This is a genomic window from Enterovirga aerilata, from assembly GCF_013044135.1.
GTDB lineage: Bacteria > Pseudomonadota > Alphaproteobacteria > Rhizobiales > Beijerinckiaceae > Enterovirga > Enterovirga aerilata.
In genome coordinates this window covers 493,701-512,630 of record NZ_JABEPP010000004.1, presented here as the reverse complement: position 1 = coordinate 512,630, position 18,930 = coordinate 493,701, and the positions used below count along the sequence as shown (strand labels likewise).

At 71.9% G+C, this 18,930-nt stretch carries 20 protein-coding genes; 13 read left to right on the top strand and 7 right to left on the bottom strand.

Going from position 1 to position 18,930, the window contains the following annotated elements; all coding sequences use genetic code 11:
* Positions 1 to 10 precede the first annotated feature (10 nt).
* Complete coding sequence (locus HJG44_RS16485; RefSeq protein WP_171219422.1) at positions 11 to 739, top strand: response regulator; 729 nt, start codon at positions 11 to 13, stop codon at positions 737 to 739.
* A gap of 3 nt (positions 740 to 742) precedes the next feature.
* On the opposite strand, the gene HJG44_RS16480 is transcribed toward HJG44_RS16485, so the two are convergent.
* Positions 743 to 1,249, bottom strand: coding sequence for a hypothetical protein (locus HJG44_RS16480; RefSeq protein WP_171219421.1), 507 nt, complete (start codon positions 1,247 to 1,249; stop codon positions 743 to 745).
* A gap of 188 nt (positions 1,250 to 1,437) precedes the next feature.
* Between HJG44_RS16480 and HJG44_RS16475 the strand changes: the two genes are divergently transcribed.
* Positions 1,438 to 1,698: a hypothetical protein gene (locus tag HJG44_RS16475; protein ID WP_171219420.1), complete on the top strand. Its 261-nt coding sequence runs from the start codon at positions 1,438 to 1,440 to the stop codon at positions 1,696 to 1,698.
* 7 nt (positions 1,699 to 1,705) lie between these two features.
* On the opposite strand, the gene HJG44_RS16470 is transcribed toward HJG44_RS16475, so the two are convergent.
* Together HJG44_RS16470 and gpmI are read right to left on the bottom strand one after the other, a co-directional pair.
* A complete protein-coding gene (locus tag HJG44_RS16470; RefSeq protein ID WP_171219419.1) occupies positions 1,706 to 3,700 on the bottom strand; it encodes an AI-2E family transporter in 1,995 nt (664 codons plus the stop codon).
* 109 nt (positions 3,701 to 3,809) lie between these two features.
* Positions 3,810 to 5,327 (bottom strand): 2,3-bisphosphoglycerate-independent phosphoglycerate mutase, encoded by a 1,518-nt coding sequence (gene gpmI / locus HJG44_RS16465; protein WP_171219418.1) that lies wholly within the window; start codon positions 5,325 to 5,327, stop codon positions 3,810 to 3,812.
* Positions 5,328 to 5,478: 151 nt separating this feature from the next.
* Here gpmI and HJG44_RS16460 point away from each other — a divergent pair, with 151 nt between their 5' ends.
* Positions 5,479 to 6,633 (top strand): AI-2E family transporter, encoded by a 1,155-nt coding sequence (locus tag HJG44_RS16460; protein ID WP_171219417.1) that lies wholly within the window; start codon positions 5,479 to 5,481, stop codon positions 6,631 to 6,633.
* On the opposite strand, the gene HJG44_RS16455 is transcribed toward HJG44_RS16460, so the two are convergent.
* The 3 genes from HJG44_RS16455 to tsaD are packed head-to-tail and all read right to left on the bottom strand — an operon-like array spanning position 6,565 to position 9,061.
* On the bottom strand, positions 6,565 to 6,978 hold the full coding sequence (locus HJG44_RS16455; RefSeq protein WP_171219416.1) for an EVE domain-containing protein: 414 nt from the start codon (positions 6,976 to 6,978) through the stop codon (positions 6,565 to 6,567). The genes HJG44_RS16460 and HJG44_RS16455 overlap by 69 nt on opposite strands.
* Before the next feature lie 31 nt (positions 6,979 to 7,009).
* Positions 7,010 to 7,999 (bottom strand): NAD(P)H-dependent glycerol-3-phosphate dehydrogenase, encoded by a 990-nt coding sequence (locus HJG44_RS16450; protein WP_171219415.1) that lies wholly within the window; start codon positions 7,997 to 7,999, stop codon positions 7,010 to 7,012.
* Positions 8,000 to 8,008: 9 nt separating this feature from the next.
* On the bottom strand, positions 8,009 to 9,061 hold the full coding sequence (gene tsaD, locus HJG44_RS16445; protein WP_171219414.1) for a tRNA (adenosine(37)-N6)-threonylcarbamoyltransferase complex transferase subunit TsaD: 1,053 nt from the start codon (positions 9,059 to 9,061) through the stop codon (positions 8,009 to 8,011).
* Between the two features lie 108 nt (positions 9,062 to 9,169).
* Between tsaD and hemC the strand changes: the two genes are divergently transcribed.
* From hemC to lptB, 9 genes are all read left to right on the top strand, one after another.
* The gene (gene hemC, locus HJG44_RS16440; protein WP_430395074.1) at positions 9,170 to 10,102 is read left to right on the top strand and encodes a hydroxymethylbilane synthase; all 933 of its coding nucleotides are present in this window, start codon (positions 9,170 to 9,172) and stop codon (positions 10,100 to 10,102) included.
* A 3-nt stretch (positions 10,103 to 10,105) separates the two neighbouring features.
* Positions 10,106 to 10,849, top strand: coding sequence for a uroporphyrinogen-III synthase (locus HJG44_RS16435; RefSeq protein WP_171219412.1), 744 nt, complete (start codon positions 10,106 to 10,108; stop codon positions 10,847 to 10,849).
* A 114-nt stretch (positions 10,850 to 10,963) separates the two neighbouring features.
* The gene (locus tag HJG44_RS16430; RefSeq protein WP_171219411.1) at positions 10,964 to 12,406 is read left to right on the top strand and encodes a COG4223 family protein; all 1,443 of its coding nucleotides are present in this window, start codon (positions 10,964 to 10,966) and stop codon (positions 12,404 to 12,406) included.
* A 15-nt stretch (positions 12,407 to 12,421) separates the two neighbouring features.
* On the top strand, positions 12,422 to 14,155 hold the full coding sequence (locus HJG44_RS16425; RefSeq protein WP_171219410.1) for a heme biosynthesis protein HemY: 1,734 nt from the start codon (positions 12,422 to 12,424) through the stop codon (positions 14,153 to 14,155).
* A gap of 44 nt (positions 14,156 to 14,199) precedes the next feature.
* Positions 14,200 to 14,541: a ComEA family DNA-binding protein gene (locus HJG44_RS16420; protein ID WP_171219409.1), complete on the top strand. Its 342-nt coding sequence runs from the start codon at positions 14,200 to 14,202 to the stop codon at positions 14,539 to 14,541.
* A gap of 76 nt (positions 14,542 to 14,617) precedes the next feature.
* Positions 14,618 to 15,232 (top strand): ribonuclease D, encoded by a 615-nt coding sequence (locus HJG44_RS16415; protein ID WP_171219408.1) that lies wholly within the window; start codon positions 14,618 to 14,620, stop codon positions 15,230 to 15,232.
* A 118-nt stretch (positions 15,233 to 15,350) separates the two neighbouring features.
* Positions 15,351 to 16,073: an LPS export ABC transporter periplasmic protein LptC gene (gene lptC / locus HJG44_RS16410; protein ID WP_171219407.1), complete on the top strand. Its 723-nt coding sequence runs from the start codon at positions 15,351 to 15,353 to the stop codon at positions 16,071 to 16,073.
* Positions 16,074 to 16,105: 32 nt separating this feature from the next.
* Positions 16,106 to 16,768, top strand: coding sequence for an LptA/OstA family protein (locus tag HJG44_RS16405; RefSeq protein ID WP_171219406.1), 663 nt, complete (start codon positions 16,106 to 16,108; stop codon positions 16,766 to 16,768).
* A gap of 85 nt (positions 16,769 to 16,853) precedes the next feature.
* On the top strand, positions 16,854 to 17,690 hold the full coding sequence (gene lptB, locus HJG44_RS16400) for an LPS export ABC transporter ATP-binding protein (protein WP_171219405.1): 837 nt from the start codon (positions 16,854 to 16,856) through the stop codon (positions 17,688 to 17,690).
* On the opposite strand, the gene HJG44_RS16395 is transcribed toward lptB, so the two are convergent.
* Positions 17,691 to 17,897 carry a hypothetical protein gene (locus HJG44_RS16395; RefSeq protein WP_171219404.1) on the bottom strand — a complete coding sequence of 69 codons (207 nt, stop codon included), beginning with the start codon at positions 17,895 to 17,897 and terminating at the stop codon, positions 17,691 to 17,693. It abuts the gene before it with no gap.
* 124 nt (positions 17,898 to 18,021) lie between these two features.
* On the opposite strand from HJG44_RS16395, the gene dapD reads away from it, so the two are divergent.
* Positions 18,022 to 18,864, top strand: a complete 843-nt coding sequence (dapD, locus tag HJG44_RS16390; protein WP_171219403.1) for a 2,3,4,5-tetrahydropyridine-2,6-dicarboxylate N-succinyltransferase — start codon at positions 18,022 to 18,024, stop codon at positions 18,862 to 18,864.
* The last annotated feature ends 66 nt before the right edge of the window (positions 18,865 to 18,930 follow it).

The window sequence follows — 18,930 nt, the reverse complement described above, 5'->3', positions numbered from 1 at the left end:
AGGTCGGTTAATGAAATCGGTGGAGCGTAGTCCTAGATCGGCCGCATTCGGGGAGGTTACGCCTCTGTCTTCAACCAAGCTCATCATCGCCGACGACCACCCGCTATTTCGCGGCGCGCTGCGGGGCGCAATCGAGGCGTTCATGCCCGGCTGCATGATCCGGGAAGCGAGCGGTCTCGACGAATTGAACGCGCTTCTTGCAGAGGAACGCGACGTCGATCTTCTTCTTCTCGACCTCGCCATGCCCGGCGCGCAGGGTTTTTCAGGCCTGATCTATTTGCGTGCGCAGTTCCCGGACGTGCCGGTCGTCGTCGTCTCGGCGAGCGAGGAGCCGGTCGTCATCCGGCGCGCGGTCGAGTTCGGGGCCTCGGGCTTCATCCCGAAGTCGCTCGACACCGAGGGGATCGGCAACGCGATCCGGACCGTGCTCTCGGGCGACATCTGGGCGCCGCCGGACGTCGACCTCGATGCGGCGGAGGACCGCGAGCTGCTGGACCTCGTCCGCCGCATCGGCCGCCTCACGCCGCAGCAGATGCGCGTCCTGATGATGCTGTCGGAGGGGCTTCTCAACAAGCAGATCGCCTACGAGCTGAACGTGTCGGAGGCGACCGTGAAGGCGCATGTCTCGGCCATCCTGCAGAAGCTCGGCGTGGACAGCCGCACCCAGGCCGTGATCGCGGCCTCGAAGATCGGCGCGACGAGCCGTCCGGTCGCAGGCGCGGAGAGCATCGCCTGCTGAGCGTCAGCGGGACCGGCCGATAGAGGCCGACCGGCCGCGGCGGGACCATTTGCGGCCGCGCCGGGTGGAGCGGCTCGCCTGCTGGTCGTCGGCCGTCGCTGCAGTCGATTCGGCATTAGTCGCGAGTTCGTTCAGCTTCTGAGCCTGGCTCTGCAGGCTGCGGTCCGCCTCGCTGAGGTCGCGGCGCACGCCGAGGAGGTTGCGTTGGGCGGCCGCGAGTTCGTTCTGCACGTCGGTACGGGTCTGGGTGACGCGGGTCAGCTCCTCGCGTGTTGCGGCAACCTTGGTCTGGAGGTCGGCGAGCGAGCCCGCCATCTCGACCTGCCGGGCGAGATCGGCCGCGAGACGTTCGCTCCTCGCCGTCAGATCCGCGATCTGCAGCCGCTGCGCCTTCTGGACCGAGGTCGCCGACCATGACGACAGCGCGAACAGCACCCAGCCGAGTGCGGCAAGCGCGGCCAGGATCAGCGCCGGCGGCCGCGTTAGCTCCGCCTTCAGGTCAACCGCCATCAAACACCTAAACTGGCGAGCGCAGGGCACTCAGCCGGGGACCTAAGCAAATCGAACCGGGAAGTCCGTGAACTCCGTCCAGTTGTGCACACATTGTGATCTGAGGATGGCGGCGGCCGCTCCGGCGCGCGATTTCCCAACCGAAACGGCAACTTGTACGGTCGCGCGGCGGCCGCGAGAGGCGGAGCATGACCGCGATCATCAAGCGCAAGCTCGGAGAGACATGGCGCGACGCCGTGGCCGGGAGGCTCGCCTCGGCCGCGCCGGACCGCCTCCCGGAGGGTCTCGCAACGTTCGATGCCGCGGTGCGAGCGGGAAAGGCCGAGGTCGAGGCTGCCTATGCCGTCCTGGCCGATCGGAACCTGCTGTGGCACGTGGACGCGCCGGGCTTTTCCGCCGCCTCGCCGGCTGCCGAGGCGCAGGACCCCCATTCCGTGCCCAGGATCTGAACGGCGTTCACGCCGCGCTCGCCCGGGCGGGCGGCGGATCGGCCGCCGCCGTCGGTTCTGCGCGGGCTGCCTCGAGGCAGTAGCGCACCGCCTCGCTCAGACGCGTCGCGCAGGCATCCGAGCGGGACGCGGCGCAGAGCGAGTCCGCCGCGTCCCGGTCGAGCCCCCAGGCCCCGACCATGATGCGGGCGTCCGGCACGCGGCGCCGCAGCCGCCGCACGGCGAAACGGACATGCACCGGCGCGGTCGTGTCGAGGAACGACACGCAGACGAGGCGCACCCCCGCCGTGTCGAGCGGCGCGATCCGGCTGGTGGCCAGGACGTCAGGGCCTTCGACCCGCGCGCCGAGCCCGTGCTTCGCAAGCAGCTGGGCCAGCATCTGGGCGCCTGCCCGGTCGAGCTGGTTGCGGCCGGCGACGCAGAGAATCGCCGAACCGCCGCGCCAGTCCGGCGCGAGATCCTCCTCCGCAAGGACCGGCAGCGTCTCCGTCCGCTCGTCGGCCCGTTCGAGCGTTTCGTCGAGACCCGCATCGCCATCGGCCCGCTTCGTCCCGGGCTTCTGGCCCTCGCCCCGCTTCGCGTCCGGGGCGGGGACCAGGTCCTCGTAATCCGAAAGCTCGTCCACGAGCTCGCAGACCGTCTCCTCGACCCGTGACAGGCGCGTTTCGTCGAGCGCGCCGCGGCTCGCGTCGAGCTGGGCCAGCGCCAGGCCCTTCAGCGCCACCTCGTCGTAATAGGTCGAGAGGGCGTGCTCCCTCAGGAACATCTCGGCCTGCTCGAAACCTTCGCCCGCATCGCCCGCGAGCATGCGCTGGTAGAAGATCTCCGCCTCGGTGAGCGGCGGGCGGTCGCCCAGCATGACGTCCAGGAACTCGAGCTGCTCCACATGCCGGCCCAGCACGACCAGGCAGACGGTGAGCGGGGTCGCGATCAGGAGGCCGACGCCGCCCCACAGCCATGTCCAGAAGGTCACGGACACGATCACGGCGATCGGGGACAGCCCGGTGGAATGGCCGTAGAGCAGCGGCTCGACCACCTGCCCGACCGTGAACTCGATGACCGCGAAGAAGGCGGCCGTCAGGAGCAGCATGGACCAGCCTGGATCCACGGCCGCCGCGAGCAGGAGGGGGCAGCCCGCCGCGATCACCACCCCGACATAGGGGATGAAGCGCGAGATCGCCGCCAGGATGCCCCAGAGGACCGGGCTCGGCACGCCGATCAGCCAGAGCCCCAGCCCGACGACGACGCCGAAACAGGCGTTCAGCGTGACCTGCGTCAGGAAGAAGCGGCTCAGCCGGGCCGCGGCGTCGTTCATCGCAGCCGTCGTCCGCTGCAGGTCGTGCGAGCCCGCGAGCCGGATCAGCCGGTTTCTGAGGTCGTTGCGCTGGAGCAGGATGAAGACGACGAAGATCGCGACCAGCGCGACGGTCGCGAGCGGATGAAGGAGGGGCGAGACGAAGGCCGTGATCGTCTCGATCGGGCTCTTGGGTGTTTCCACCACCTCCACCTTCACGGGTCGCTCCGGCGGCGCCTTGTCGAGCGCCGGCCCCGTCTCGCCCGGCTTCGGCCGCGGCGGCAGCTTCATCTCGTCCGTGAGGTCCTGCAGCATGTCGGCCACGCGTCCGAGCGGGCCGTGCCCGCCGGCCGTCTCCTTGAAGGCCGAGATCTTGTCGCGGATCGTCCACTGGTAGCGCGGCAGATCGCCGGCGAGCTGCGTGAGCTGCGAGACCAGGATCGCACCGACCGACAGAATGCCCGCAAAGGCGAGCACGACCACGAGCGCGACGGAGAGCCGGTGGCCGAGACCCCAGCCCTGGAGAAGCCGGACCGGCACCGCGAGGACGAAGCTCAGGAGGATCGCGCCCGCGATCGGGATGAAGACCTCGCGCCCGAAATAGAGCGCGGCAACGATGCCGATGGCGACCGTGACGGCGTTGCCGCTCAGCGGCGGCGCGGTGGCCTCCACCTGGCCGCGGCTGCTCGACGAGAAACCTTCGGCCATGTCGACAGGCTACGCTCCCCCGGACGAATGCTCGCCGGCAACGGAAAACGTCTCTTCAGGCCGATCGATCCCGCCAGGCTTGGGTTACGGTTGACGGAACCCGTCCGCCTCAGCCGAGAAGCGATCGGCCCGTCATCTCGGCGGGCTGCTCCAGACCCATCAGCTGCAGAAGCGTCGGCGCAAGATCGGCCAGTCGGCCGTCACGGAGCCTCGCCCCGTTCACGCCCGCGAGGAGGACCGGCACGGGATTGGTGGTGTGGGCGGTGTGCGGCCCGCCCGTGACCGGGTCGCGCATCATCTCGGCATTGCCGTGGTCGGCCGTGACGAGGAGTGCGCCGCCCGCCGCGAGCACCGCATCCGCGATGCGGCCGAGCCCCGCATCGACGGCCTCGACGGCCTTCGTCGCAGCCGGCAGGCTGCCCGTATGGCCGACCATGTCGGCATTGGCGTAGTTCAGGACGATGAGGTCGAACCTGCCCGACCGGATCGCCTCCACGGCCCTGTCGGTCAGCTCGGGGGCGGACATCTCGGGCTGCAGGTCGTAGGTCGCCACCTTCGGCGAGGGCACCATGATGCGCTCCTCGCCCGGGAAGGGCGTCTCCTCGCCGCCGTTGAGGAAGTAGGTGACGTGCGGGTACTTCTCCGTCTCGGCCATGCGGAGCTGGGTGCGGCCCGCCTGCGCGACCACGGCGCCAAGCACGTTTCTCAGATCCTGGGGCGGGAAGAGAGTCGTGAGATAACGGTCGAGCTCCGCGGAGTACTGCGTCATGCCGGCCGCCGCCGCGAACCGGATCGTCCGCCTGCGCGGGAAGCCGGCAAAGGCGGGATCGAGCAGCGCGTCCAGGATCTCGCGGACGCGGTCGGCCCGGAAGTTGAAGCACATGAGCCCGTCGCCGTCCCTCATGCCCGCATAATCGCCGATCACGGTGGGCACCACGAATTCGTCCGTGACGTCCCGGGCGTAGCTCTCGCGGATCACGGAGGCCGCATCCAGGGCGCGGGGCCCCTCCCCATCCGCCACGGCGGCATAGGCCTTGGAGACGCGCTCCCAGCGCCTGTCGCGGTCCATGGCGTAGTAGCGCCCGCAGACGGTCGCGACCGTCGCGCCGGGAGGCAGCGCCGATGCGAGTCGCGCGAGATCGTCGCCGGCCGATCGTGGCGGGGTGTCGCGCCCATCCGTCCAGGCATGGACGAACACCTTCACGCCGGCCTCCGCCACCATGCGGGCGAGCGCCGCCCCGTGGTCCTGGTGCGAGTGGACGCCGCCCGGCGACACGAGCCCCATGAGGTGGCAGGCGCCGCCGCTCGCCTTCAGCCTGGCGATGAAGCCCGCGAGTTCCTGGCTCCCTGCCAGGCTGCCGTCCGCGATCGCGGCACCGATCCGCGGCAGATCCTGCATGACGACCCGGCCCGCCCCGATATTCAGGTGCCCGACCTCCGAATTGCCCATCTGGCCTTCGGGCAGCCCGACATCGCGGCCCGAGGTGCGCAGGAAGGCATGGGGGCCTTCGGCCCAGAGACGGTCGAAGCTCGGCGTCCTCGCCTGGAGCACGGCGTTGTCAGCACGTTCCTCGCGCCAGCCCCATCCGTCGAGGATGGCGAGCATGACGGGGCGGCGTTCCTGCATTCCTGATCTCCTGGGCATTGCGGCGGGCCCGGTGCCGGTGCGCGCTACATACATGGGTGGGGTGCCCAATGCTCGCCCGAACGGCACCGCATTGCCGCAGGCCGGCCCTTCGGGCAGGTTGCCCGCCGCCGCGGCGAGCTCCGACCCGACCATGACGACAGACGAGCCTGCCTCCGACGAGGACCGCCGGGCCGAGCGGCCCGGCTTCCAGGCGAGGGCGCGGCTTGCGCTCGCCCTCGCCCTCGTCCTCATCGGGCTCTGGACGGTGAAGGCCTTCCTGCCGGCGCTGGTCTGGGCCGCGATCCTGGTCATCGCCACTTGGCCGCTCTACCGGCGGGCCAGGGCGCGCTGGCCCGCCGGCCGGCACGACCTCGTTCTTCCTGCCCTGTTCACGACGGCCGTCGCGCTCGTCGTGCTGGTGCCGCTGGGCATCGCGGGCGTGGAGATCGCACGCGAGGCACGGATCCTCTACGCGGCCATGGAGGAGGCGCGCCGGCACGGGATCGCGGTGCCGGCATGGCTTCCGGGGCTCCCGGCGATCGGCGGCCAGGCGGCCGCATGGTGGCGCGACACGCTCGCCGACCCGGCCGGATATTCCGAGTTCCTGGGCCGGCTCAACCACGGCTCGCTCTACGGCTACACGCGCCAGCTCGGGGGACAGCTCGTCCACCGCAGCGTCGTGTTCGGCTTCACGCTGCTCGCGCTCTTCTTCCTCTATCGCGACGGCGAGCGCCTGGCGGGGCAGATGCTGGCCGCGAGCCACCGCGCCTTCGGCCCGCACGGGGAGCGGATCGGCCGGCAGGCGATCGCGTCCGTGCACGGCACGGTGGACGGCCTCGTTCTCGTCGGGCTGGGCGAAGGCTTCCTGATGTGGATCGCCTATCTCCTGGCCGGGCTGCCGCACCCGACCCTGTTCGGGGCCGCGACGGCGATCGCGGCCATGATCCCGTTCGGCGCTCCCGTGGTCTTCTGCGTGGCCGGGATCCTGCTGCTCGCGGCCGGTTCCGCGACGGCCGCGGCCGCCGTCGTTGCGTTCGGCTTCGTGGTCGTCTTCGTGGCGGACCACTTCGTCCGCCCCGTCCTGATCGGCGGCGCGACCAGGCTGCCCTTCCTGTGGGTCCTGCTCGGGATCCTCGGCGGGGTGGAGACCTGGGGCCTGCTCGGCCTCTTCCTCGGGCCGGCCATCATGGCGGCCCTGGTCCTCCTGTGGCGGGACTGGATTGCGGGCGCGCTCCGCTCAGAGCCCGCCGAGACGGCGGACGATCCGCCATTCCTCGTCCGTGACCGGCTGCACGGAGAGCCGTGAATTCCTGATCAGCACCATGTCGGCGAGCTCGGGCTGCGCCTTGATGGCCTCGAGAGTCACCGGCTCGGGCATCGGCTCGACCGCCTTCAGGTCCACCATGCCGAAGCGGCCGGTCGGGTCCGTATGGTCCGGGTAGTACTCGCGGATCACCTCCACAATCCCGACTACCGCCTTGCCCTCGTTCGAATGGTAGAAGAAGCCCTGGTCGCCGAGCCTCATGGCCTGCAGGTGCTTCCTGGCCAGGTGGTTGCGCACCCCCGTCCAGGCCGTCCCGGCCTCGCCGGCCGCGACCTGCTCGTCCCAGGACCAGGACGAAGGCTCCGACTTGAAGAGCCAATGTGCCATCCGCCACCCTCCTCGTAAGCCACCGCCGCCTCTACTCGGCCTTGAGCGGCCGCGCCATCAGGCCGTCCACGGCCTCGTCGACGCTGCGCGTGCCGGCGAGAACCGCCGCGACGGCTTCGGAGATCGGCATCTCGACGCTCCTGCTGCGGGCGAGGTCGACCAGCGCGTCGGCCGTGAAGGCTCCTTCCGCGAGCTTGCCGCCCGTCGCGTCGCGAGCGGGTGTCCCGGCGCCGATCCGCAGCCCGAGCGAGAAGTTGCGCGACTGCGCCGAGCCGCAGGTGAGCACGAGGTCGCCGAGCCCCGAGAGCCCCATCAGGGTGTGCGGCCGGCCGCCGAAGGCCTCCGCGAAGCGGAGCAGCTCGGCGAAGCCGCGGGCGGTGAGGGCGGCCTTGGCGCTTTCGCCGAGCCGCCGTCCCTGCACGATCCCGACCGCGATGGCGAGCACGTTCTTGGCCGCGCCGCCGATCTCGACGCCGCGCATGTCAGAGCCGTGATAGACACGGAGCGCCGGTCCCGAGAGGTCGGCCGCGAGCCGGCGGGCGAGTTCCTCGTCCCCGGATGCGAGCGCGACGGCGGTCGGCAGGCCGCGCGCGACATCCGCCGCGAAGCTCGGGCCGGACAGGACCGCGACCGGCGCCTCGGGCCGGAGCTCGCGCACGATCTCGCTCGGAAACAGGTTCGTTCCGCGCTCGATACCCTTGGCGCAGAGCACGAGCGGCGTCTCCGGGGGCAGCAGGCCGGCGAAGCCCGCGAGCGCGCTGCGGATATTCTGCGTCGGCACGACGAGCAGCACGGTCTCGGCCAGGGCGAGCGTCTGCGGCCGCGAGGTGACGCCGATCGCGTCGAGGAGCCGCACGCCGGGGAGGTATCGCTCGTTCGTGCGCGAGAGCTCGGCGGCGGCGGCGGCTTCCGGATCGCGCATCCAGAGCGCCACCGCCTTGCCCGAGGCGGCAGCCGCATTGGCGAGCGCCGTGCCCCAGGCTCCGCCGCCGATGACGCCGATGGTACGGAGCGCGCCCACGCGTGGCTGCTACACGGTGACGGGAGCCGGGTCGGGAGCTCCGAGCGGCCAGCGCGCCCGGGCGGGCGCGGTCATGTCGTCGCTCAGCCCGAGACGCAGCCGCTCGATCCCGGCCCAGGCGATCATGGCGCCGTTGTCGCCGCAGAGCTCGATCGGGGGCGCGACGAGCCTCAGCCCCGCCTCGCCGGCCAGACGCGAGAGCGCTCGCCGGATCGCGCCGTTCGCCGCGACGCCGCCGGCCGCCACCAGGGCCGTCGGGTGTCCGACCGCCTCGCGGAAGAGCTTCAGCCCGACCCGGGTCCGGTCCACCACGACGTCGACGACGGCTGCCTGGAAGGACGCGCACAGGTCGGCCACATCGGCGGCGTTCAGCGGCGCGACGCGCTCGGCCTCGAGCCGCAGCGCCGTCTTCAGGCCGGAGAGGGAGAAGTCGGGCTTCTCCCGCCCGAGCATCGGCCGGGGCAGCGGGAAGCGGTCAGGGTCGCCGTTCTGGGCCTCGCGCTCGACCTGCGGGCCGCCCGGATAGGGCAGGCCGAGGAGCTTCGCCACCTTGTCGAAGGCCTCCCCCATGGCGTCGTCCACCGTCGTGCCGAGCCGCAGGTACTCGCCGACGCCCCGCACGGCCACGAGCTGCGTATGCCCGCCCGAGGCGAGGAAGAGCAGGTACGGAAAGGCGATGCCGTCCGTGAGCCGCGGCGTGAGCGCGTGGCCCTCGAGGTGGTTCACGGCAATGAGCGGCTTCTGGGTCACGAGCGCAAGCGTCTTGGCGGTCGTCAGCCCGACCAGCACGCCGCCGATCAGGCCCGGCCCGGCCGCGGCCGCGATGCCGTGGAGATCGGAGAACCCAACGCCCGCCGCCGACAGGGCGCGCGCGGTGAGACGGTCGATCACCTCGGCATGGGCCCTGGCCGCGATCTCCGGCACCACCCCGCCATAGGCGGAATGCTGGGCGATCTGGCTGAAGACCTCGTTCGACAGGATGACGCCGCGCCCGTCGGCGCCGAGCGACACAACCGCGGCGGCCGTCTCGTCGCAGGTGGTCTCGAGCCCGAGAACAAGCATGGAAGGCGTGAGGTCCGCACGAAGAGAAGAGGTATCGCGCCTCGCGCGACGGCTGATGCGGGCCTATAACGCGGGAGCGCCGCGCGAGGCAAAGCGGCAGCCGGAGACCTGTCCTTGCCCGCTACCCCGCCCATCGTCATCGGCACGCGCGGCTCTCCCCTCGCGATGGCGCAGGCGAAGGAGGCCCAGGCCCGACTGGCGGCCGCGCTGGGTTGGGACATCGCCCGCCTCACCCTGCGGCCTTTCACGACGACCGGGGACGTGATCCAGGACCGGGCCCTCGCCGAGGCCGGCGGCAAGGGCTTGTTCACCAAGGAGCTCGACGCCGCGCTCCTCGACGGCCGCATCGATCTCGCGGTCCATTCCGCCAAGGACCTGCCGACCTTCCTGCCGGAGGGCCTCGTCATCGCGGGCTATCTCCCGCGCGAGGACGTGCGGGACGTGTTCATCTCGCCGCTGGCGGGCAGCCTCGCGACCCTTCCGGCCGGCACCGTCGTGGGCACGGCTTCGCCGCGCCGTCAGGCGCAGGTCCTGCGCGCACGGCCGGACCTGAAGGTGGCGCTCCTGCGCGGCAATGTCGGGACACGGCTGCAGAAGCTGGAGCGCGGCGAGGCAGGCGCGACGCTGCTCGCGCTCGCCGGGCTCAAGCGGCTCGGCATGGAAAGCCACGCGACCCGGATCTTCTCGACCGACGAGATGCTGCCGGCCGTCGGCCAGGGCGCCATCGCGGTCACGACGCGCGCGGAGGATGCGAGGCTGCGCGAGGCGGTGGGCCGCATCAGCCACGCCGAGACCGAGGCGTCGCTCACGCTAGAGCGTGCCTTCCTGGCCGTGCTCGACGGATCGTGCCGGACGCCGATCGCGGGTCATGCCCGGATTTCGGGCGAAACCGTCCGGTTCCGCGGCCTGGTTCTCAGGCCCGACGGGACGGACGCCGTCGAGATCGCGAGCGAGGGCCAGGCGCGGGACGCAGCGGAGATCGGCATGCGGGCCGGCCACGACATCAAGGCGCGGCTCCCGGGCGGCATGCTGCAGGCTTGAACGATGCTGGTCCTGGTCACCCGACCGCGGGACCAGGGTGAGGCGACCGCGCGCCGGCTCGCCCTGATGGGACACGATGCGCTCCTCGCGCCGGTGCTCGACGTCGTTCCCGTGACCGAGGCGCCACCCGAAGGCCGCTTCGATGCGGTTCTCGTCACGAGCGCGAACGCGCTGCCCGCGCTCGCAGGCGAACGGGATCGTTTCGCCGGCGCCGCGATCGTTGCGGTCGGCCGGCGCACCGCCGAACGCGCCCGCGCGGCCGGTTTCGGGAATGTCGCGGAAGCGGGGGGCGACAGCCGCGCGCTGGTCGATTTCGTCCTGGGCACAACGCCGCGCGGGGCGAGGCTGCTCCACGCCGCCGGGCGGGACCGGAAGCCTGAGCCGGGCGGTTCGCTCGCCGCCGCGGGCTACGACGTTGCGACCTGGGCATGCTACGAGGCGCGGCCTGCGGCCGGGCTCCCCGTCCCCGCTGCCGAGGCGTTGCGGGACGGGCGGGTGGACGCGGTGCTGCACTATTCCCGCCGAAGCGCCGAATTGTTCGCCCGGCTCGCCCGCCATGCCGGGCTCGGTGAAGCGATCGCGGGAACGCACCACGTCTGCATGTCCGCCGACGTCGCCGCGGGGCTGGCCTCCCTGGCGGGCCTGAAGCTCCTCATCGCCCCCAAGCCGGACGAGACCGCCCTTCTTCGGCTCCTGGCGAAGGTCGGGGCGGGCCCGGGCTCGCGGCCGCCACAATCGGAGTGCTAAGGACGGAACCAATCCGCCAAGCTTTGATTGCCGGACAGCACTGGGACCCCGCCCGCGATGAAGGACCGACCGAAGGGATCGCGACCGAACGATCCTTACCGCCGCGAACCGCCGGTGATCGACTTGGCCAAGGACGAGTTCTCGTCCGCGACTCCGGCCGCGGAGCCGGCTCCTGCCGGGGAGCACGGAGACGAGCCGCAGACGGCCATCGAGCCGGTGGCCGCCACCGGGCTGGACGGCGCCCGCGCCGGCGAGCCGGAGGCCGCGGCCGTTGTGCGGCCCACGCCCGACGAGGAGATCCCGAACGGCAGGCCTGCCGCGGGCAGTTCTGCCGCAAGCGACGCCGCCCCGCCGCCCGGGCCGAGTCCCGCCGCATCCGTTCCGCCCGTGCCCAAGCGCGAGCCTGCGCGGGAGAAGGGCGGGATGAGCGGCCTCATCGCGGCGAGCCTCATGGGCGGCGTGGTCGGCGCCGCCTTCGCGGTCGGTGCGGACATCTACTGGCGCCAGCCGCCGGCCGATTTCGAGAGCCGCCTTTCGGCGCTCGAGACGCGGCCCCGCCCGGCGGCGCCGGTGCCCAGCGTTCCGCAGCCTGCCAACGAAGCCCTGGAGCGCCGGATCGCGGCGCTCGAGACCCAGGCGCGCAGCCTCTCGGAAGCGGCGGCGGCCGCGCGCAGCGCCGCCGAGACGAGCCAGAGGCAGGTGGCCGAGCTTGCGAGCCGCCCCGCTCCGGACGCCTCGACGCCCTCCCCCGCCGCACCGCCGCAGCCCGATCCGGCGATCCGCGAGGGCCTGGAGCGGCTTGCGACCCGGCTCGACGGCCTGGAAGGCCGGATCGCACAGGCCGCCCCGGCGGCCGCGATCGACGAGTTGCGGGCCGCGATCCAGACGGCGCAGAACCAGGCCGAGGAGCGCAACCGCGCGACCGTCGCGGCGCTCGGCGCGCTTCAGGCGGGGACGACCGGGCTGAACCAGCGCGTCCAGGCGAACGGCGAAGCGATCGAGAAGCTCTCGGCCGAGGTCGCGAAGCTGCCGCCGTCTCTCCTGCAGGCCGGGCTGCGGACCGTCGTCGCCGGCCAGATCGGGCAGAACCTGCGGGGCGGCGTGCCGCTCGGCCCGGCCCTCTCCGCGCTGGAGCGCCTCGGCGTTTCCGGCCCGGCGCTCGATCCGCTGCGCCCCTATGAAGCCCAGCCGGCGCCGAGCGCCGCGATGCTCGCGGCCGAGTTCAAGCCGCTTGCCGAGAAGATCACGGCCGAGCCCCAGGGGCCTGCCGGCTCGATCACCGACCGGCTCCGGCGGGTTGCGGACAAGATCGTGACGGTGCGGGCCGTCGGCGACGGGAGCGGGCGCGACGTGCCGGGCCTCGTCGGCCGCATCGAAGCGGCCCTCGCACGCGGGGCCCTGCCGGAGGCGGCGGCAGCCTGGGATTCGCTGCCCGAGGAGCCGAAGCGCATCTCTGCAGAATGGGGCGCCCGCCTGAAGGCCCGGATCGCGGCCGATGCCGCAGCCCAGAAGCTCGGCGCCGAATCGCTGGCGGCGCTCGACGCGCCGTCCCGCTGACCAGGATCACATCGCATGTGGCGCGTTCTTCTGTACCTCGCCCTCTTCGCGGTCGCGGCCTACGGGGCCGTATGGCTGGCCGAGAACCCGGAGACGATCTCATTCACCTGGGCAGGCCGCGAATACACGACCTCTCTCGCGGTCGGCGTGGTCGCGATCGTCGTCCTGGCTATGCTGCTGGCGCTGCTCTGGTCGATCGTGCGCGCCGTCCTGCGCATCCCAAGCCGCGTCGGGGAGGGCTCGCGCCGGCGCAAGCGCGAGCGCGGCCTCACCGCCCTGTCGCGCGGCATCATCGCGGTCGGAGCCGGGGACGTCACAACCGCGCGCCGCTACGCAAACGAGGCGGAGCGCCTTCTCGGCCACCAGCCGCTCGCCCTGCTGCTCAAGGCCCAGGCCGCGCAGGCCGCCGGCAACCGCGACGCGGCCGAAAGCGCCTTCCGCGAGATGACGGAGGTTCCCGAAACGCGCGTCCTGGGCCTGCGCGGATTGTTCATTGAGGCGCGGCGCTCCGGCGACCTCGCGGCCGCGCGCGGCTATGCCGAGGAGGCGGCGCGGCTCGCGCCTGCCGTCGCCTGGGCGAGCGATGCCGTGCTGGAAGCGTATTCGGCGGAGGGGAACTGGGCGGCCGCGCTCCGGCACGTGGAGCGCCGGGCCTCGCTCGGCCTCGTCGACCGCACGGTCTCGCGCCGGCAGCGCGCCGTCCTGCATGCGGCCGACGCCCTGGCCAAGGAGGCGCAGGATCCCGACCGCGCTCTGGATGCTGCGCTCGAGGCGGTCCGGCTCGCACCCGACCTCGTGCCCGCCGTCGCGCTCGCGGCGCGCCAGCTCTCGCGCAAGGGCGACCTGCGCCGGGCCGCCAAGCTGGTCGAGACCGCGTGGCGGCAGATCCAGCATCCCGACCTCGCGGCCGTCTATCTCAATCTGCGTCCGGGCGACGCCGCCATGGACCGGCTCCGCCGGGCCGAAACCCTCGCCAAGCTGTCGAGCTGGGCTCCCGAATCGCGTCTCGCCATCGCCCGCGCCGCGATCGATGCGCGGCAGCTCGACCGCGCCCGGGACGCGCTCCGGCCGCTTGCCGAGGAGCGGCCGACCGTGCGGGTCTGCCTCGCCATGGCCGAGATCGAGCAGGCGGAGGGGGCGACCGGCCGCGTCCGCGAATGGCTCGCGCGCGCGGCCCATGCGCCGCGCGACAAGGCCTGGATCGCCGACGGAATCGTGTCGGAGAGCTGGGCCCCGGTCTCCCCCGTGAGCGGGCGGCTCGACGCCTTCGTATGGGACACGCCACCGGAGGTGCTGGGCGGGCCCACCGGACGCGACGCCCTCGTCTTCGCCGAGGCCGAGCAGGAACCTGCCGCCCTCCCGACATTGAGCGCACCTAACCCGGCCGAGCCCGCTCCGCCGGCCGAGCCTGCAGCGGAAGCCGCACCGTCCGCCGGGATCGAACCCGCGAGCCCCCCTCCGGCGGAGCCGGCCCCCCCGGCGACGCAAGCGCCCGCCGAGACGGTGCCGGCCGAACCCGCCCCCGAGAGCAAGGGCGAGGTGACGGCCCTCCCGCCCCGCCCGGCGCCACCGGGCGCGCTCCCCGCCGAACCCATGAAGGCGAACGACGGCGCCAGGCGGCCGGGGCCCGCCATCGTCGGCGGGGCCACGCCGTCCCCGGTCGTGTTCCCGGTGCCGCGCGCACCGGACGATCCCGGCGCCGATGAGGACGAGGCCGAGGAGAGACCGCGTCGACGCTTCCTGGGCTGACGAGCGGCGAGGCGTAGCGCCCGGCGCAACGAAGGAGAGAGACCATGATGAGGTCGAGACTGGCAGCTCTGGCGATCCTCGCCGCACTCGCAGCCGGACCCGTGTTCGCGCAGGCCCCTCAGCCTGGCGCGGCTCCCGCGGCCCCGCCGGCCCCGTCAGGCGCGACCGCCGCCCCTGCGCAGCCGGCCGCGAGGGCGCCGCTGGTCGACATCAACCATGCCTCGAAGGAGGAGCTCGACGCGCTCCCCGGCGTGGGGCCGGCCCGGGCGGAGGCGATCATCAAGGGGCGCCCCTACAAGGGGAAGGACGAGCTCCTGCGCAAGAAGGTGATCCCGTCCGGCGTCTACGAGGGCATCAAGGAGCGGATCGTCGCCCGCCAGTCGTAACGGGCGCCCGCACCGGTTCCACCATCCGCGGTCATGCGCTACAGGCGGGGATGACCTTCCCGCCAGCGCAGCCCGCATGACCATCCGGTACCACCGGGGCGACCTTCCGGCCGATTACGCGCCGGGCGCCGCGATCGCCATCGACACCGAGACGCTCGGCCTCAACCCCCACCGCGACCGGCTCTGCGTCGTCCAGATCTCGCGCGGCGACGGCGACGCGGATGTCGTGCAGATCCTGCCGGCCGGGCCAGCGCCCTCCGTGCTGATCCGCGTCCTCGCGGATCCATCCGTGCTCAAGATCTTCCACTTCGCCCGGTTCGACCTGGCGGTGCTGTCGCTCCGCCTGGGCGTGATGCCGGGCCCGGTCTACTGCACGAAGATCGCGTCCAAGCTCGTGCGCACCTATACCGACCGGCACGGCCTGAAGGATCTCACCCGCGAACTCCTCGGGATCGATCTGTCGAAGGCACAGCAATCCTCCGACTGGGCGGCGCCCGAACTCAGCCAGGCGCAGATCGAATACGCGGCCTCGGACGTGCTTCATCTTCACGCGCTGAAGGAACGGCTCGACGCGATGCTGGCGCGGGAAGGACGGACCGAACTGGCGGAGAACTGCTTCGCGTTCCTCCCGACCCGGGCGCGGCTCGATCTGCTCGGCTGGCCGGAGACGGACATCTTCGCCCATAGCTAGACGGAATGCCGGAGAGTTGACGCAGGTTCCCGAACGGGCGCAGACAGGCTCCGCGGCCATAACTTCGCCATTGCGGGCGGGCAGGGATGAGGCTTCACCTCGACGTTCGGATGTGCCCGTGACTGGCTATCTGCCGGCGCTCAGACGCGACGGCCGCCGCGGCCCGGATCGGGCCGGAGCCTATGCCAAGGCGAGGCGCCATTCGGGGCGCGTGCGGCTGCTCAAGATCGCGATCCCGGCGGGCGCGCTCGTCGCGGGCGGGCTCGTGCTCGCCGCGCCCCTGTTCAGGCCGCTCGGCGACATGGCCGGACTGTCCATGGGCGGCGTGTCGATGTCCGGGACCAAGATCGCGATGGAGAACCCGCGCCTGACCGGGTTCCGCAAGGACAACCGGCCCTACGAGGTCACCGCCAAGGCGGCGTTCCAGGACGTGCGGAAACCCGGCCTCGTCGAGCTCAGGGACGTCAGCGCGAAGCTCGCGACCGATGCGGCGGGCACCTTCGCCAATCTCGTCTCCGCCAGCGCCCTGTTCGACACCGCCAAGGAGATCATCGACCTGTCGCAGGACATCCGCATCACCACGACCCGCGGGGAAGAGGTGCTGCTGCGCTCGGCCTCCGTCGACATCAAGGGCGGCACCGTCGTGTCGCGCGAGCCGGTCAGGATCACCACCCAGAACGGAACCATCGAGGCCGAAGGCGTCGAGGTCTCGGATGGCGGCCGCACGATCTCGTTCCAGGGCCGCGTCAGGACCCAGTTCAGCCGCGCGGCGATCGAACCGGCCGAACCGACCTCCGGCGAGGTGGGCCGCATGTCCCAGGCTGCGGAACCCGCACGCTGATCGCCGCCCCGACATTTTCAGGAGCCTCGCCCATGCGCGGTCTCGCGCTCGCCGCCGCACTCACCTCCCTGTCGCTCCCCGCGGCCGCGGACCTCGCCGCCCCGAGGGGCGGCGCGGAGCTGAAGCTCGCGCAGGCCGCGTCCTCGCCGGCCCGGCCGGGCGGAAAGCGGCCCTCGGCCTTCGGCGAGCTCGGCTCGAACAAGGACCCGATCAGGATCGACGCGGACCGCCTGGACGTGTTCGACAAGGAGGGACGGGCGGTCTTCGCCGGCAACGTCGTGGCGGTCCAGGGCGATTCCACGATGAAGTGCTCGCTCCTCACGGTCTATTACGAGGCCGGGCGCGGAGCAGCGGCCGCCGGCCAGGCCGGACGCGAGGCGCAGCAGAACCCGCTCGGCGGCGACGGTGCCATCCGGAAGATCAACTGCAAGGGCCCGGTCACCATCGTGTCCAAGACGCAGGTGGCGAGCGGGGACAACGCCGAGTTCGACCGGGTCCGCAACAAGGTCGTGCTCGTGGGCAACGCGACCCTCAGCGACGGCCCGAACGTCACGCGCGGCGAGCGCGTCGCCTACGACCTGAATACCGGCATCGCCAACGTCGAGGGCGGCGGACAGGGCGGACGCGTCAGGGCCCTGATCGTGCCCGGCAGCCAGAGCAATCCCGGCCAGACGGGGCAGAGGCCGCAGCGCTGAAGCAGGGCGCGGCGGGCCGCGCCGGGACATTGCGGGAGCCCGGGCGGGGAGCTATCCCAGGCTCCGGCTGCCGGACCTACATCGCGTGAAATTCACCCTCAGCCTTCGGGTCCGGACGCCGGGTGCGGCAGCGGAGCCGGACGGATCCCGCTTCGACGCCTATGCGACGCCCCTCGCCGATGTCGAGGCCCGGAGCGGGCCCGGCATCCTGTCCGTGAGCGGCCTCCAGAAGAGCTATGGCGGGCGTACGGTGGTGCAGGATGCGGGGCTGGTCGTGCGGCAGGGCGAGGCCGTCGGCCTCCTGGGTCCGAACGGGGCCGGCAAGACGACGATCTTCTACATGATCACCGGGCTCGTCGCGGCCGACCGCGGCACCATCACGCTCGACGGCAACGACATCACGCGGCTGCCGATGTATCGCCGCGCCCGGCTCGGCATCGGCTACCTGCCGCAGGAAGCCTCGATCTTCCGGGGCCTCAACGTCGAGGACAATATCCGGGCCGTCCTGGAGGTCGCCATCCCGAACCGGCGCGAGCGCGAGAACCGCCTCGAGGAGTTGCTGGAGGAGTTCGACATCGCACGGCTTCGCAAGTCGCCCTCCATCGCGCTCTCGGGGGGCGAGCGGCGGCGCTGCGAGATCGCCCGGGCGCTCGCAACCTCGCCCTCCTTCATGCTTCTGGACGAGCCCTTCGCGGGCATCGACCCGATCGCGGTCGGCGACATCCAGGATCTCGTCCGGCACCTGACCGCGCGCGGCATCGGCGTGCTCGTGACCGACCACAACGTCCGCGAGACGCTGGCGCTGACGGACCGCGCCTACATCATCCATTCCGGCCGGGTGCTCACGGAGGGCACGCCGGAGGAGATCGTCGCCGACGAGGATGTCCGCCGGGTCTATCTCGGCGAGGATTTCCGGATGTGATCAGGCGCCCTTGCCGCTGCCGGGCAGGTTCCTGATCGAATCGGCGATCCGCTTCTCCTCCTCCGGGCCCACCTCCACGGCCGCGCCGGTGTCGTCCGGGATCCCCGGACCCGTCTGCGAGATCGTGTCGTGCCGCGGGCGTGCATTCGGGCCCGTGGAATCGACCTCGTCGAAACGCCTTGCGTCCTCTCCGCTGCCTTCGGCCATGTCCTTCCTCCTCTGGCGGCAAACTCGGCCGCGCCGAACCCGTTCCGGGGAGCGGGCGGCCGGTGATGACAGTCCCCCTGCCCCTTGCTAAGCGGGCCCGCCCCATCATCGAGACAGCGACGCAATGAGCTTGACCGACCTCGCCCGAACCATCGACGCCGCCTGGGAGGACCGCGCCTCCGTCGGGACGGGCACGACGGGAGCGGTGCGCGAGGCGGTGGAACACGCGCTCGAGCTTCTCGATTCCGGAGAAGCGCGCGTGGCCGAGAAGACGCCCGGCGGCTGGCACGTCCATCAATGGCTGAAGAAGGCCGTGCTCCTGTCCTTCCGGTTGACCGACATGGCCTCGATCCCGGGCGGGCCGGGCGGCGCGACCTGGTTCGACAAGGTGCCGTCGAAGTTCCAGGGCTGGGACGAGGCGCGGTTCCGGAGCGCCGGTTTCCGCGCCGTGCCGAACTGCACCGTCCGGCGCGGCGCCTTCATCGCGCCGGGCGTGGTGCTCATGCCGAGCTTCGTCAATCTGGGCGCCTATGTGGACGAGGGCACGATGGTCGATACCTGGGCGACGATCGGGTCCTGCGCCCAGGTCGGAAAGAACTGCCACATCTCCGGCGGGGCCGGCATCGCGGGCGTGCTCGAGCCGCTCCAGGCGAACCCGGTCATCATCGAGGACAATTGCTTCATCGGCGCCCGCGCCGAGGTCGCCGAGGGCGTGATCGTCGGCGAAGGCTCGGTTCTCTCGATGGGCGTCTATATCGGGGCCTCGACCAGGATCATCGACCGCAATACCGGCGAGGTCTTCCAGGGCCGCGTCCCGCCCTTCTCGGTCGTGGTGGCCGGCTCCCAGCCCGGCAAGCCGTTGCCGGACGGCTCTGCCGGCCCGTCGCTCTACTGCGCGGTGATCGTGAAGCGCGTCGATGCCGGCACCCGCGCCAAGACCTCGATCAACGAGTTGCTGCGCGACTAGGATCCCATCCTGGCAATAGGCCGGAAGTACGGCTTGTAGGGCGGAAAACGCACCCTAAAGCTGCGG

What these genes read in the sequence shown, in the direction of transcription:
- HJG44_RS16485 (WP_171219422.1), top strand. Translation starts at nt 11, where the DNA reads ATGAAATCGGTGGAGCGTAGTCCTAGATCGGCCGCATTCGGGGAGGTT.
- HJG44_RS16480 (WP_171219421.1), bottom strand. Translation starts at nt 1,249, where the DNA reads ATGGCGGTTGACCTGAAGGCGGAGCTAACGCGGCCGCCGGCGCTGATC.
- HJG44_RS16475 (WP_171219420.1), top strand. Translation starts at nt 1,438, where the DNA reads ATGACCGCGATCATCAAGCGCAAGCTCGGAGAGACATGGCGCGACGCC.
- HJG44_RS16470 (WP_171219419.1), bottom strand. Translation starts at nt 3,700, where the DNA reads ATGGCCGAAGGTTTCTCGTCGAGCAGCCGCGGCCAGGTGGAGGCCACC.
- gpmI (WP_171219418.1), bottom strand. Translation starts at nt 5,327, where the DNA reads ATGCAGGAACGCCGCCCCGTCATGCTCGCCATCCTCGACGGATGGGGC.
- HJG44_RS16460 (WP_171219417.1), top strand. Translation starts at nt 5,479, where the DNA reads ATGACGACAGACGAGCCTGCCTCCGACGAGGACCGCCGGGCCGAGCGG.
- HJG44_RS16455 (WP_171219416.1), bottom strand. Translation starts at nt 6,978, where the DNA reads ATGGCACATTGGCTCTTCAAGTCGGAGCCTTCGTCCTGGTCCTGGGAC.
- tsaD (WP_171219414.1), bottom strand. Translation starts at nt 9,061, where the DNA reads ATGCTTGTTCTCGGGCTCGAGACCACCTGCGACGAGACGGCCGCCGCG.
- HJG44_RS16435 (WP_171219412.1), top strand. Translation starts at nt 10,106, where the DNA reads ATGCTGGTCCTGGTCACCCGACCGCGGGACCAGGGTGAGGCGACCGCG.
- HJG44_RS16425 (WP_171219410.1), top strand. Translation starts at nt 12,422, where the DNA reads ATGTGGCGCGTTCTTCTGTACCTCGCCCTCTTCGCGGTCGCGGCCTAC.
- HJG44_RS16420 (WP_171219409.1), top strand. Translation starts at nt 14,200, where the DNA reads ATGATGAGGTCGAGACTGGCAGCTCTGGCGATCCTCGCCGCACTCGCA.
- HJG44_RS16415 (WP_171219408.1), top strand. Translation starts at nt 14,618, where the DNA reads ATGACCATCCGGTACCACCGGGGCGACCTTCCGGCCGATTACGCGCCG.
- HJG44_RS16405 (WP_171219406.1), top strand. Translation starts at nt 16,106, where the DNA reads ATGCGCGGTCTCGCGCTCGCCGCCGCACTCACCTCCCTGTCGCTCCCC.
- HJG44_RS16395 (WP_171219404.1), bottom strand. Translation starts at nt 17,897, where the DNA reads ATGGCCGAAGGCAGCGGAGAGGACGCAAGGCGTTTCGACGAGGTCGAT.
- dapD (WP_171219403.1), top strand. Translation starts at nt 18,022, where the DNA reads ATGAGCTTGACCGACCTCGCCCGAACCATCGACGCCGCCTGGGAGGAC.